The 13702-nt window shown below is 71.3% G+C and carries 7 protein-coding genes and 3 tRNA genes; 9 read left to right on the top strand and 1 reads right to left on the bottom strand.

The features are described 5' to 3' along the window. The first annotated feature begins 39 nt into the window (after nucleotides 1-39). The 5 genes from EW117_RS15905 (at nucleotide 40) to EW117_RS15885 (ending at nucleotide 10245) form a co-directional block, all read left to right on the top strand. Complete coding sequence (locus EW117_RS15905) at nucleotides 40-996, top strand: family 43 glycosylhydrolase (RefSeq protein ID WP_242504324.1); 957 nt, start codon at nucleotides 40-42, stop codon at nucleotides 994-996. Further along, nucleotides 993-3170: a glycoside hydrolase family 36 protein gene (locus EW117_RS15900; RefSeq protein WP_129787674.1), complete on the top strand. Its 2178-nt coding sequence runs from the start codon at nucleotides 993-995 to the stop codon at nucleotides 3168-3170. Before EW117_RS15905 ends, EW117_RS15900 begins: the two co-directional genes overlap by 4 nt. A 9-nt stretch (nucleotides 3171-3179) precedes the next feature. Beyond that, nucleotides 3180-4796: a glycoside hydrolase family 43 protein gene (locus EW117_RS15895; RefSeq protein WP_129787673.1), complete on the top strand. Its 1617-nt coding sequence runs from the start codon at nucleotides 3180-3182 to the stop codon at nucleotides 4794-4796. 314 nt (nucleotides 4797-5110) lie between these two features. Then, nucleotides 5111-8671, top strand: a complete 3561-nt coding sequence (locus EW117_RS15890) for a discoidin domain-containing protein (RefSeq protein WP_129787672.1) — start codon at nucleotides 5111-5113, stop codon at nucleotides 8669-8671. A gap of 35 nt (nucleotides 8672-8706) precedes the next feature. Further along, nucleotides 8707-10245: an alpha-N-arabinofuranosidase gene (locus EW117_RS15885; protein WP_129787671.1), complete on the top strand. Its 1539-nt coding sequence runs from the start codon at nucleotides 8707-8709 to the stop codon at nucleotides 10243-10245. A gap of 40 nt (nucleotides 10246-10285) precedes the next feature. On the opposite strand, the gene EW117_RS15880 is transcribed toward EW117_RS15885, so the two are convergent. Continuing rightward, nucleotides 10286-11389: a chorismate-binding protein gene (locus tag EW117_RS15880; RefSeq protein WP_129787670.1), complete on the bottom strand. Its 1104-nt coding sequence runs from the start codon at nucleotides 11387-11389 to the stop codon at nucleotides 10286-10288. Between the two features lie 192 nt (nucleotides 11390-11581). Here EW117_RS15880 and EW117_RS15875 point away from each other — a divergent pair. The 4 genes from EW117_RS15875 (at nucleotide 11582) to EW117_RS15860 (ending at nucleotide 13635) form a co-directional block, all read left to right on the top strand. After that, a tRNA-Gly gene (locus EW117_RS15875) sits at nucleotides 11582-11653 on the top strand. 63 nt (nucleotides 11654-11716) lie between these two features. Beyond that, nucleotides 11717-11787 (top strand) — tRNA-Cys (locus tag EW117_RS15870). A gap of 13 nt (nucleotides 11788-11800) precedes the next feature. Then, nucleotides 11801-11872: transfer RNA gene (locus EW117_RS15865), tRNA-Val, on the top strand. Between the two features lie 977 nt (nucleotides 11873-12849). Next, nucleotides 12850-13635 (top strand): S1 family peptidase, encoded by a 786-nt coding sequence (locus EW117_RS15860; RefSeq protein WP_242504323.1) that lies wholly within the window; start codon nucleotides 12850-12852, stop codon nucleotides 13633-13635. The last annotated feature ends 67 nt before the right edge of the window (nucleotides 13636-13702 follow it).

The raw sequence follows: 13702 nt of genomic DNA, 5'->3' as shown, positions 1-13702 counted from the left end.
TACTTCAAATGATAACGTTTTCCCGAACGAGGAGACAGTGTGACCACCCACCCGCGAGCCCCACGTGGCGTCATCGCACCAGGACGGCTCTTCGCCGACGACCAGGGCGCCGTCGCCCAGCTGCACGGCGTCGGCATCCAGAAGTTCGGCGACCGGTTCTACGCCTGGGGCGAGGACAAGACCAACGCGGGGCTCTTCGGGGGAGTGGCCTGCTACTCGTCGCCCGACCTGGCCACCTGGACCGCGCACGGGCACGCCCTCCCGGTCTCCCCGGACGTCCCCGATCTCGCCCCCGGGCGGGTCGTCGAGCGACCCAAGGTGCTGCGCAACCCGGCGGGGACGTACGTGATGTTCCTGCACATCGAGTCAGCGGACTACGCCGACGCCCGTGTCGGCTGGGCCGTGGCCGACCGGCCCGAGGGCCCGTACACCTACCTGCGCAGCGAGCGCCCGCTCGGCAACATCAGTCGGGACATCGGCGTCTTCGCGGACGACGACGGCACCGGGTACCTGCTGTCGGAGGACCGCGAGCACGGCCTGCACATCTACCGGCTGTCGGTCGACTACCTGGCGATCGAGGAGATCGTCTCGACGACGCTCACGCCGCCGAGCGACCACCCGGCGGGTCCGCACGGGTACGAGTCGCCGGCGCTGGTGAAGGTAAACGGCCTCTACTACCTGTTCGGCTCGGACCTGACGGGCTGGTCCACGAACGACAACAAGGTGGCGACGGCGTCGTCGCTCGCCGGGCCGTGGAGCGACTGGGCGGACTTCGCGCCCCCCGGCTCGGCCACCTACGACTCGCAGACGTCCACGATCGTGACCGTCGAGGGCTCGCAGGCCACCAGCTATGTCTACGTCGGCGACCGGTGGGACAGGGACGACCTGTTCCACTCCGCGCCGGTGTGGCTCCCGGTGCGGATCGCCGACGGCGCCGCCGAGCTCGAGTGGCGCGACGCGTGGACGATCGACACCGCCACCGGCGTGATCGCATGAGCGTCACCCTTCCTGGCCTGGCGGACGACTCAGAGAGCTACGTCGAGTGGGGCAACGACGTCCTGCGGCTGCTGATCGCCCACGGGCCGCACACGACGCCGCGCCTGGTGGCGCTCTGGCACGCCGCAGAGGCTGGGCCGGACCAGCTCGGTCTGCGCCGGTCCGCGCTGCCCGTGCTCGAGGTGGCCCTCGCCGGCGACGGCCGGGTCGGCACCTCGGGCAAGCGGCACGTGGACGGCGCGGCCGCTCAGCGGATGCGGCTCACGGGCCTCGCGGAGGACCGGGAGCAGACGCTGGTGCGCCTGCGCCTGGAGCTCGCGGACGAGTCGACGGGCCTGCGCGCGATGGTCCACCTCGAGCTGGCCGACGGGATCCCCGTGCTGCGCTCATGGGCCGAGCTCACCGCCGATCGCGAGCTGGCGGTCGACTACGCCACGACCGGGGTCGTGTCCGGCCTGGGCCACGGTGCCCGGTGGGAGGACGAGCTCGCCGTCTGGGAGGCGGCCAACCCCTGGAGCGGCGAGTTCCGCTGGCGGCGCTCGGCCCTGTCCGAGCGCGGCCTCTACGACGTGGGCATGACCCGGTTCAACCAGGTCGGCTCGAAGAACCGCGTGAGCCTCACCTCGACCGGGGCATGGTCGACGTCGGAGCACCTCCCGCTCGGCATCGTCGAGGACTCGCGGACCGGTCGCATGCTGGGCTGGCAGATCGAGTCGAGCTCCGCGTGGCACGCGGAGCTGGGGGACCGGTACGGGGACGTCTACCTCGCCGTCCTCGGCCCGACGTCGCACGAGCACCAGTGGGCCGCCGAGCTGGCGCCGGGCGACACGTTCGCCACGGTTCCCGTCGCGCTCGTGGTCGTGCCCGGAGCGGGCGACGTCGACACGACGCTCGGCGACTTGGCGGCGGCGCTGACGGCGCACCGCCGTCGTACCCGGCGTCCGCACCCGGACCACACGGGGCTCCCCGTGGTCTACAACGACTTCCTCAACGCGCTGATGTCCGACCCGACGACGGAGCGCGAGCTGCCGCTCATCGAAGCGGCCGCGGACCTCGGGGCCGAGTACTACGTGATCGACGCCGGCTGGTACGACGACGAGTCCGGCGGCTGGTGGGACTCCGTCGGCGCGTGGGAGCCGTCCACGAGCAGGTTCCCCGACGGCGGGCTCGACGCCGTCGTCGACCGCATCCGCGAGCTCGGCATGAAGCCGGGCCTCTGGCTCGAGCCCGAGGTCGTCGGCGTGCGTAGCCCGGTCGCGGACGAGCTGCCCGCCGAGGCGTTCTTCCAGCGCGGCGGACGGCGCGTCGCCGAGTGGGGCCGCTACCAGCTCGACCTGCGCCACCCCGCCGCGCGGGCCCACCTCGACGCGGTCGTGGACCGCCTCGTCGACCGGTTCGGCCTGGCGTACCTCAAGCTCGACTACAACGTGGACACCGGCCCCGGGACCGACGGCGGCTCGGGTGAACCGCTGGGTGCAGGGCTCCTCGGGCACAGCCGCGTCCACCTGGCCTGGGTAGCGGACGTGATGGACCGGCACCCCGGCCTCGTGGTCGAGGGCTGCGCCGCCGGCGGGTCACGCCTCGACGCGGCGAGCGGGGCCGTGTTCCCGGTCCAGTCGCTCACCGACCAGCAGGACTTCCGGCTCGTCCCGCCCGTCGCGGCGGCCGCGCCGCTCGCGATCACGCCGGAGCAGTCCGGCGTGTGGGCCTCCGTCGAGGGGTCGATGAGCCAGGAGGAGATCGCCTTCTCCCTCGTCACCGCGCTGCTGTCGCGCGTCCATCTCGCCGGGCGCATCGACACGCTCGACGAGGCGCAGCGCGCCGTCGTCCGCGACGGCCTCGCCGTCTACCGGACGTTCCGGGCCGCGATCGCCCGGTCCGTACCGGTCTGGCCGCTCGGCCTGCCCGGCTGGCGCGACCCCTGGGTCGTCCTCGGCGCTCGCGACGGCACGGACCTCTACCTCGCGGTCACCCGGCGTGGCGCCGAGCCGGGCGGCGCCGACGTCGTCCGGCTGCCGCTGCCCGGGCTGCGCGCGGCCGGCGAGGTCGAGGTGCTCTACCCGACCTGGCACGACGACTCGATCGCCGTGGCCGACGACGGCTGCTCGCTCGAGATCAAGCTGCCCGCCCCGATGACGGCGCGCCTGCTGCGCGTCGCCGTCGTCCCGCGCTGAGGGGGACCCGTGCTTCTCGTGAACCCTGTGGTGCGCGGATTCGCGCCCGACCCCTCGGTGATCCGCGTGGGGGACTGGTACTACCTCGCGACCAGCTCGTTCGAGTGGTTCCCGGCCATCCCGCTCTACCGCTCGCGGAACCTCGCGGACTGGGAGCCCGCCGGGGCGGTCGACACCGCCGTCCCCGGCGGATCGCTGCTCGGGGTCCCCGACTCGGGCGGGATCTGGGCGCCCGCACTGAGCTACGCGGACGGCGTGTTCTGGGTCGTGTACTCGATCGTCCGCTCGCTCGGCACGCGGCACTTCGACCTGGAGACCTACCTCTGCACGGCGCCCGACGCCGGCGGCCCGTGGTCGGAGCCCGTGCGCGTGCCCGGCCACGGGTTCGACCCGTCGCTGCTGCACCACGAGGGCCGGCACTACCTGCTGAACCTGCAGAACGACTCCCGGGTCGGCGGACGGCGGTTCGACGGGATCGTGCTCACCGAGCTGGAGGTTCCGCTTGTCGGCGGGGCTGTTGATGCCGGCCGGGTACGCGTCCTAGGCCCGACCCGCCTGCTGCTGCAGCGCGACAACCTGGTCGAGGGGCCCAAGATCACCGTCGAGGACGGCTGGTTCTACCTGCTGCTCGCCGAGGGCGGGACCGGCGTCGAGCACGGGGTGCTCGTCGCGCGGAGCCGGTCCCTGACCGGGCCCTACGAGGTGGACGACGTCCCGCTGCTCACCTCGCGGGACGACCCGACCGTCCCGCTGCAGAAGGCCGGGCACGGCGAGCTGGTCCAGGCGCCGTCGGGCGAGTGGTACCTGACGCACCTGGCGTCCCGGCCGGTGGCGACGCCGTCCGGGCCACGGAACCCGCTCGGGCGCGAGACGGCGGTGCAGCGCGTGGTGTGGACCGACGGGTGGCCGCGGCTGGCGCAGGGCGGCTGGCACCCGGAGGTGGAGGTGGAGGTGGAGGTGCCTGACGTGGCTGGTGATGGTCTCGGCGACCGGCGGAGCGGGTTCGACGTCGCTCCCGGGTGGCCGTGGTCCACGCTGCGGGAGCCGGCGGGGGACTGGGTGGAGTCGGTCCCGGGCCGGCCGGGCGCCCTCCGGCTGCGCGGGCGGCTGTCCGCGGAATCGCTGTGGCAGCAGTCGCTGCTCGCCCAGCGGCTGACCGAGCACCAGGCCGAGGTCGAGGTGACGGTCGACGCCGAGCCCCGGACGTTCACCGAGTCCGCCGGGCTGGTGCTCTGGTACAACACGACGTCGTACTACGAGCTCCACGTCACGTGGGCCGAGCCCGAGGGCGAACCCCAGGCGGGCCAGCAGTGGGCGGGCGACCAGGGCCGGCGCGTGCTGGTCCTGACCCACGGGCACCCGGACGGCGCCCGCGTGCTGGACACCGTCGGCGTAGCGGACGGCCCGGTCCGCTTGCGCGCGCAGATCGACGGCGCCACCGCGCGGCTCTGGTCGGCGACCGGCGACGTGCCGTGGGCGAAGATCGGGCCGGACGTCGATTTCAGCGAGCTGTCCGACGACTTCGGCCCGCGCCTGCGGTTCACCGGCGCCTTCGTGGGGATCAGCGCGGTCGACCTCGTCGGCGGCGCCTTCACCGCTGACTTCTCGGGTTGGGCGCTGCGCTGAGGGCGTTCCCGTCGGGGATCGTGGCTCGCCGAAACACTGGCAGCAGGTTCCTCGCGGGCCGTCGCGCCGAACCGAAACTTGTCGCCGGGCCCAGCTGCCGAGCCGAACCCTACGTGTCGATCTGGGCACTGATCGACACGTAGCTTTCGGTTCGGCGCCCGCCACGCAGGGAGACGACCGGTGAGCCCTTGTGTTGTCCGGTACGTCGGGATAACGTATTCCCGGGATAACGATATCCCGCTCACGACGAGGTGACGACAGCGTGGCCAGGGGCCGCGCTCGGCCCGCAGAGCTGCGGCCGTGGAGGGAACACGATGAGGCAACACACGTCCAGGCTGCGCTCAAGAGCGGCCGCACTGCTCACGACGGCGGCAGTTGTGGTCGCCGGCCTGGTCCCGGCGCCCGCGGCGGCGGCCGGCGACGCCGGCCAGGCCGAGCTGCTGGCCGGCCAGGCCGTAGAAATCCACGAAACCACGAGCGCCGCCGGGTTCGCGCACCCCGGCGTCGGACTGACCGCGGACAATCTCGAGAACATGCGGACGCAGGTGCACGCGGGCGTCGAGCCGTGGGCGAGCTACTACGACGCCATGCTGCAGACGCGCTTCGCCGCCGTCGACTTCAAGGCCTCCATCCAGGGCCCCACGGACGAGCAGCCGACCGCCACGGCATACAACACCGCGAGCATGCGCAGCCGTCAGCACGCCGACAGCATCGGCGCGATGACGCAGGCGCTGCAGTACGTCGTCACCGGTGACGAGAGGTACCGCGCCAACGCGCTGCACGTGATCCGCACCTGGAGCAGCCTGGACCCGGCCAAGTTCCAGTACTTCCCCGACGCGCACATCCACACGGGCGTCCCGCTGTACCAGACGCTCGTCGCCGCCGAGATCATCCGCTCCACCGAGCCCGTGAACGACGAGCTCGACGGGTATGACCTGCGCTGGACCGAGCGCGACGAGCAGCGGATCGAGGACAACCTCGTTCGCCCGGTGCTCGACACGTTCCTGTTCTCCCAGAACCGCCTGTGGAACCAGCACCTGTACGGCGTCATCGGCATGGTGTCCGCGGCGATCTTCCTCGACGACGCCGAGCTGTACGCCGAGCGCGTCGAGTGGTTCACCGTGAACGAGGGCTACGAGAGCGAGCACACGATCAACGGCGGGGACGTCAACGGCTCGCTGGCCTCGCTGTTCCGCGTCATCGACTCCGGCGACCCGCTCAACCCGTACGGCAAGGACTTCGTCCAGCACGTGGAGATGGGCCGCGACCAGGCCCACGCCGAGGGCGACGTCGACCTCCTCGTGGCCCTGGCCCGGATCGTCAACAACCAGGGCACGCGAATCGACCCCGTCGACGGGACCGTCTCCACCACGGCGGACGCCGTCAGCCCGTACGAGTTCCTGGACAACCGGATCCTCGAGGGAGGCGACGTCTTCGCCGCCTTCATGATGGGCGAGGAGCCGCCCTACATCGACACCTCCGGCGGAGCAGGCAAGCTCTCCGAGGCGTACCGCGGACGCCTGCGCGAGCCGCTGAACGAGCTGTACTACCAGTACAAGTACGTCGCGGACGTGGATGTCGAGCAGGAGGCGCCGTACGTCGCCGAGCTGTACCGGCACGGTGACGGGCCGCTGTACCGCTACGGCAACGGCGTCTCGAACTTCTGGAACGAGAGCGGCTCGGACTTCACCGGCGCCGAGTACTGGGTGGCGTTCCCGCCCGAGCTCGCCCAGGAGGACGTGACGGTGCCGCCCGTGGGCGACGGGGCGGAGCTGCCCCTGGAGAAGTTCGGCCACATCCTCGGCAAGGGTGCCAAGCACCTCACCGACGACGCCGGTCAGAGCCTGGTGCGGCTGAACGCCACGAAGAGCGACGCTCAGGTGGCCGTGCGCCGCGTGGTGTACCGCGACCGCAGCAGCAAGGCGCTGGTCGGGGTGCGGGTCCGCACCCAGGGCACCGCGACCCTGGAGGTCTCCCGCACCTCGTACGACGAGCCCTTCACGACGGTCCAGCTCCCCGACACCGGTGGGCAGTGGCGCTACGCCTGGTTCGACGTCGCGGCGGCCAAGGTGCCGAACGCGGGGGCCAACCTCGTGGTGCTCCGCGCGACCGCGGACAGGACCTACGTGGACGTCGCGGGCCTGCTCGCGGACGCCAACGGGACCCTCGCCCCGCCGACCTTCGGCGACGGCGCGTCGCTGGACGTCGTGGCTGTGGCCGGCGAGCCCTACACCAGGGACCTCGGCGTGACCGACCCCGACGGCGACTTCTCGCTGAGGCTCCAGGACGCACCCCGCGGTGCGAAGGTCTCGGCGGACGGCACGTTCACGTGGACGCCGGACGGGCAGGCCGCCGAGCGCGTCGTCGTCGTCGCCTCGGACGACAAGGCCGACACCGCGCTGCCTGTGTCCCTCACGATCGCGCCGGACCGGGCGGGTGCCGTGAGTACGCTCCTGGACGGGCTGCAGGAGCAGGCGGCCTACACGACCGCAAGCTGGACGCCGGTCGCCGCGGCACAGAAAGCCGCGCTCGATGCCGTGGACGGCGCAACACCGGCGGAGTTCGGCGTCCTGCTGGAGGAGCTGCGGCTGGCCGTCGCCGGCCTGGAGCTGCTCGACCCGCGCCTGCCGGACGGCACGCTCGACTTCTCCCGCACCGTCTCCTCGGCCCAGATCACGCCGAACACCCTCCTGGCCCTGACGGACGGCGACAGCCAGTCCACCTGGGGAGACCTGCGCATCCCGAGCGTCGTGCTCGACTTCGGGCCGGGCTACCGCGTCCGGGCCGACGCCTTCGGGTTCCTCGCGCGGGACACGTTCCCCAACCGGGCCGAGGGCACGAACGTCTACGGGTCGTCGGACGGCGAGGCGTGGACGCTGCTGACCGAGCACCCCAACGCGGGCGACGACACCAACATCGAGCAGGTGGCGGTGCGCGAGGCCGAGCGCGACAGCACCTTCCGGTACCTCAAGCTCCAGATCGACGAGCCCGGCGTGCCGACCGATCCGGCGTACCCGGCCGTCATCTGGACTCTCGCGGACTTCCGGATCGACGGTGAGCGGACCGAAACCGGCCTGGACGTACTGCTCGCCGAGGCGGAGGCCGCGGACCTGTCGGGCTGGTCCCGTGGGTCGGTGGTGCTGTTCACCCGGGAGATCGAGGCGGTCCACGCCGCCGCCGCGGAGCCGGACGCGGACGAGAAGGCGCTCGCGCAGCGTGTCCTCGCCGCCTGGGACCTGCTCGAACGGCCGGCGCCGGAGCTCGCCTCCGTCCCGCGCGAGTGGGTCACCGCGAGCACGCCGTCGTGGGACGGGAGCAAGGACGCGGCGGCCAACGGCTGGGCGATGTTCGACGGCGACCCGGCCACCTTCACCGACACGAAGGTGGCCAGCGGCTGGGTCCAGGTCGTTCCCGACGACGGCACCACCTTCCACGTCGAGGCGGTGCGGTACCTGCCCCGGTCCACCCATGTGAGCCGCGCGGAGGGGGTCCAGTTCCAAAAATCCGCCGACGGCGGCCAGACCTGGCAGACCTTCGCTACGATCAGCGGCGCGACGGCGGGCTGGAACCAGATCGACCTGCCGGAGCCGGTCGATGCAGGAGCGATCCGCGTGCTGGCGACCTCGGGCAACACCAACCTGGCCGAGGTGGCCCTCGTCACCAGCACCGTGGACCGTACCGGCCTCGACCTGTACCTGGCGGAGACCGCGGAGCTGGTGGCCGAGGACTGGACGCCCGAGTCGTGGCAGCGCCTCACCGCGGCACGAGACGCCGGTCTCGCGCTCCGCGGGGACGACGCCGACCCCGGCCAGGCCGAGGTGGACGCCGCCACCGACGAGCTCGCGGCAGCCGTGGCCGCACTCGAACCGGCCTGACCAGGGCCGTCCGCTGAACCGCTGAAAGGACTTCTATGCCCACCGAATCCGCCCGCGTCGTGATCGACCTCGACCTGCCCGGACCGACCATCAGCCGACACCTCTACGGTCACTTCGCCGAGCATCTCGGGCGCTGTATCTACGGGGGTTTCTGGGTCGGGGAGGACTCACCGATCCCGAACGTGGGCGGCATTCGGTCGGACGTCGTCGAGGCCCTGCGCGCCCTCCGGATCCCGAACCTGCGCTGGCCCGGCGGGTGCTTCGCCGACGACTACCACTGGCGCGACGGCATCGGGCCGCGCGACCAGCGTCCGCGGATGGTGAACTCCCACTGGGGTGACGTGGTCGAGGACAACTCGTTCGGCACGCACGAGTTCATGGCGCTGTGCGAGCTGCTGGGCACGGACGCCTACGTCAGCGGCAACGTCGGCTCGGGCTCCGTGCAGGAGATGAGCGAGTGGATCGAGTACCTCACCCGTGCGGATGACTCGCCGATGGCGGCGCTGCGCCGCGAGAACGGCCGGGACGAACCGTGGAAGGTGCCGTTCTTCGGCATCGGCAACGAGGCGTGGGGCTGCGGCGGGAACCTGCGCGTCGAGCAGTTCGCCTCCCTGGCGCGGCAGTACTCGACGTACGTGCGCAACCACGCGGGCAACGAGGTGTACCGGATCGCCGCGGGCGCCTCGGACCACGACTACAACTGGACCGAGGTCCTCATGAAGTCCTTCGGCCCCCTGGACGGGGCCGACGGGCCGGCCGGGCCGTTCCAGGGGATCTCGCTGCACTACTACACGATGACCGGCCCGTGGGACGACAAGGGTGACGCGACCAGCTTCACCGAGGACGAGTGGTACGTCGCCCTGTCCCGCGCGGCGCACATGGACGAGCTGCTCACCCGCCACGGGCAGGTCATGGACCGCTACGACCCCCACAAGCGCGTGGGCCTGGTGGTCGACGAGTGGGGCACATGGTGGAACGTCGAGCCCGGCACCAACCCGGGATTCCTGTACCAGCAGAACACGCTGCGCGACGCCCTGGTCGCGAGCGTTCACTTCGACGCGTTCCACCGGCACGCGGACCGCGTCGTCATGGCCAACATCGCCCAGACGGTGAACGTCCTGCAGGCGATGATCCTCACCGACCCGGACACGGGGGCGCTCGTACTCACCCCGACCTACCACGTCTTCGCGATGAACACCCCGCACCATGACGCGAGGTCGCTCGCCGCGCACGTGATCGCGCCGGAGGCGTCGCGGAAGGTCGAGGGGAAGGCGCTGCCGCTGCTTTCGGTGTCGGCGTCGAGCAAGGGGGCGACGGCGCACGTCTCGCTGTCCAACCTGGATGCCGCGCAGGAGCGCACGGTGGTGCTCGACCTGCGGGGCCGCGACATCGCGGGCTTCTCGGCGCAGGTACTGACAGCGGCCGAGCTGAACAGCCACAACACGCCAGAGCACCCGGAGGCCGTGGCGCCGCGGAAGCTGGACGGCGTGCGCAGGCACCCGCGTGGCCTGGAGGTCGACCTTCCGGCACACTCGTACGCCACTGTGGCGCTGGAGCTCGGTGCCGATGACTGACCCGGTCATCGAGGTCCACGGGGAGCGGACGTCGCGACGGTCAGCGGTGCTCTGACGCCAGCGCGACCAGCCGTTCGGCCTTGAGCTCGGTCTCGTGCCACTCGGCAGTCGGGTCGGAGCCCCAGGTGATGCCGGCGCCGGTGCCGAACCGGAGGACCCCGTCGGCCCACCAGAACGTGCGGATGCCGACGGCGAGGGAGGCCTCGCCGTCGGCCACCCACCCCACGGCGCCGCAGTACGGGCCGCGCGGTGCGGGCTCGAGCTCGCCGATGATGCGCAGCGCGCTCGACTTCGGCGCGCCCGAGACGGATCCCGGCGGGAACGTGCCGTCCAGCAGGTGGCGCCACAGCTCGCCGGAGCGGGCGACGTCGTCGGACAGGGTGCCGCGCACGCGGGAGACCAGGTGCACCAGGCCGGGGTGCTCCTCCACCGCCAGCAGCGAAGTGACCTCGACGGTGCCCGGGCGGCAGACCGTCTGCAGGTCGTTGCGCACGAGGTCGGTGATCATCACGTTCTCGGCCCGGTCCTTGTCGGTGAGGCCGTCGGGCGTGCGGGCGGTGCCCTTGATCGGGCCCGACTCCACGACCGTCCCGGTCCCCGGCTCGTGCCGCACGGACAGGTACAGCTCGGGGGAGGCGCTCACCACCCACACCGGGTCCAGCCCGGTGGCGGCGGGGACGTGGACGGCGGCCGCGTGCGGCGCCGGGTTGCCGGCGGCGAGCCGGGCGGCCAGGGCACGGGCGTCGGGTTCGGTGCTGGGTCGTTTGCCGGACGGCGTGGTGCCGGACGGCGCCGCGAGGGGAGCCGACAGCACGCGGCAGATGTTCGCCTGGTAGACGTCGCCCTCCCGCACGTGCTCGCGCACCCGGCTGACGGCGGCCTCATAGCCGGCCTGGTCCATCGACGAGGTCCAGGCGTCGCGTGCGGGGCCGTGCCAGGTGTCGGCCGGCGCTCCGGCGTTGGGCACCGCATCGGCGTCGCGTACCTGGGCGAAGCGCCACGCGCGCGCCGGGCCCTCGAAGTCGGCGACGACGAACCAGGTGCCCGTCGCGAGCCGCTCCGGCTCGGCCCGGACGTCGACGCACTCGACCGTGTCCGTCGCGATGCGTCCGGCGAAGCTGGCCCAGCCCGTGTCTCCGGTCACGTCGGATGGAGGAGTCGGGAGACCCGAGCTCTTCGCGACAGGGCGGATCGTGCGGTTTGCGGGCGGATGAGCAGGGCTGGGGGACACGGGACAACCGTACGGCGGCGCGTGCGATTGGACGGTTCGCCCTCCCGTCGATTAATGTTCAGAACGCGCCGGAACGCCGGGGGAAACCCCGCGATGTCCGGCTTCGCGGATGTAGCTCAGTGGTAGAGCATCACCTTGCCAAGGTGAGGGTCGCGGGTTCAAGTCCCGTCATCCGCTCGGAACGCCGCTCTCGTGGATATTCGGCTGAAGAGAGCACCCCAGGTTGTAGGTTGGCCGAGCGGTGGGTTGGCCGAGTGGCGAGGCAGCGGCCTGCAAAGCCGTATACACGGGTTCGAATCCCGTACCCACCTCGTTTTGCAGCATGGGCGATTGGCGCAGCGGTAGCGCGCTTCCCTGACACGGAAGAGGTCACTGGTTCGATCCCAGTATCGCCCACTCCTGAAGTAAGGCCCTCTGACCAGCGGAAACGTGGGTCGGAGGGCTTTTGCTCGTTCGGCCCCGGTGGGTCAGAGGCAGATCCCGGCTTTTCGCGACCTGAAACCAGAAATGCAAGACGGTGGCCGGACTATGTCGCATCCGCCTCGCCGTCCCCGGCCTGTAACAGCGCCATCTGCACAGCTCGGCGCCCTCGAAAGACCCGGTACCGCCGTGGTCCACGCTCGGCTCAGAGACACGCGTCGTCGCTGGTGAGGACCGGTACTAGAACAGTTTCGATCCCTGTCGTCGCCCACCGCCGCGCTAAGGCGGACCGGACCGTCCAGGCCATCGCTGTGTCTCGGCACCCGGGTCCGGCCCTGGCACTGCCTGGCCCGGACCGGTCCGTCGCGGTGAATGCTGCTGTCGCGTACGCGCATGGGCCGGGTTAAATTTGCAGCAACTGATACGCAGTATTTTGGTGATCTTACGCAACGGGCGGTGCACGGCTCGTTGCTCATCACCAGGATGACGCGGTCGGCACTGTCCGCCGGCGCCTGCTGGTCGGAGTCGCCGTACCGCACGCCCGGATGCACGTAGAGCTCGCCGGTGAGGTCGGGGATCGCCTCGACCGGCTTCCCGCGGGCCTTGAGGTGGTCCAAGGCGTTCTCATTGTTGAGGATCGCGAGGCTCATCGTCGGGTTGTGCCGCAGATTGCGGTACTCGGCGCGGTACGTGGTGTGCGAAGCGCAGCGTCCCGCCGTCGACGTGGAACCACATCGGGTTGGCCCGGACCGTGCCGTCCGGGCGGAACTCGTGGCCAGCGTGGCCGGCCGGGGCGGCATCCGCCCTGGTGAGCACTACTCGCCGCGGACTGGTCTCTACCCTGAGAGGTCGCTATGAAGGTACGTCCCACCACATCTCGCCCCGCCGCTGCGAGGCGGTTTCGCCTGACCATCCTTGTCGCACTGATCGGACTCGTAGCGCCGGTGACCGTCGTGCCCGCGAACGCCTCGGAGTCCGACGAGCCGACCGACGCCGAGCTGGCCCAGCTGGCCGAAGCGGTCAAGGAGACCGAGGTCGAGGGCATCGCCTGGCATACCGACACGGTCAACAACGAGGTGGTCGTGACCGCCGACTCCACCGTCTCCCTGTACGAGCAGAACCAGGTCCGTTGGGCCGCCCGCGAGGATCTGGACGCGCTGGAGATCGAGCGGGTGAGCGGAGCCTTCCAACCGTTTGCTCTGTATCCCGGGTCTGCCATCTACGGGCGGGGTGTGCGCTGCTCGATGGGTTTCAACGTCCGCAGCGGCTCGAGGTACTTCTTCCTCACGGCCGGGCACTGCGGCAAGAAGGTGCCCTACTGGCATGCGAAGTCGTCCACCGGCAGGGTGATCGGGAAGACGGCCGTCGCCGTGTACCCGACCCGTGACTACGCGCTCGTCAGGTACGACCGTCGGTGGCTGAGCCGGCCTGGCGGCTACAGCTGGCTCAAGCCCACTGTCGGGCTGGCGGTCACCCGGGACGGGTCGACGACCGGTACGCACTCCGGCCGGATCACCGCGCTCGGCGTCACCGTCCGGTACGTGGGCGGGTACCTGGTGAAGGGGATGATCCAGGCCGACATCTGTGGTGAGCCCGGCGACTCCGGCGGCCCGCTCTACCGCAGATCCAAGGCCATCGGCCTCACCTCCGGCGGAACCGGCGACTGCCCCGGCAGGGGCGTGACCTTTTACCAGCCCGTCGGCAAGGTGCTCAAGCTCCACAGCCTTCGCCTCTACTGAAGGCTCCGTCGCTGACCCGTACGGGAGGGGTCACTGGTTCGGTCCCGGGATCGCTGACCCCTCCGCG

Source organism: Promicromonospora panici, from assembly GCF_900608595.1.
Taxonomy (GTDB): Bacteria; Actinomycetota; Actinomycetes; order Actinomycetales; family Cellulomonadaceae; genus Promicromonospora; species Promicromonospora panici.
The sequence above is the reverse complement of the archived record's forward strand: the minus strand, read 5'-3'. Positions and strand labels throughout refer to the sequence as shown.

Coding starts and splice junctions, on each gene's coding strand:
- EW117_RS15885 (WP_129787671.1), top strand. CDS start 8,707: ATGCCCACCGAATCCGCCCGCGTCGTGATCGACCTCGACCTGCCCGGA.
- EW117_RS15900 (WP_129787674.1), top strand. CDS start 993: ATGAGCGTCACCCTTCCTGGCCTGGCGGACGACTCAGAGAGCTACGTC.
- EW117_RS15890 (WP_129787672.1), top strand. CDS start 5,111: ATGAGGCAACACACGTCCAGGCTGCGCTCAAGAGCGGCCGCACTGCTC.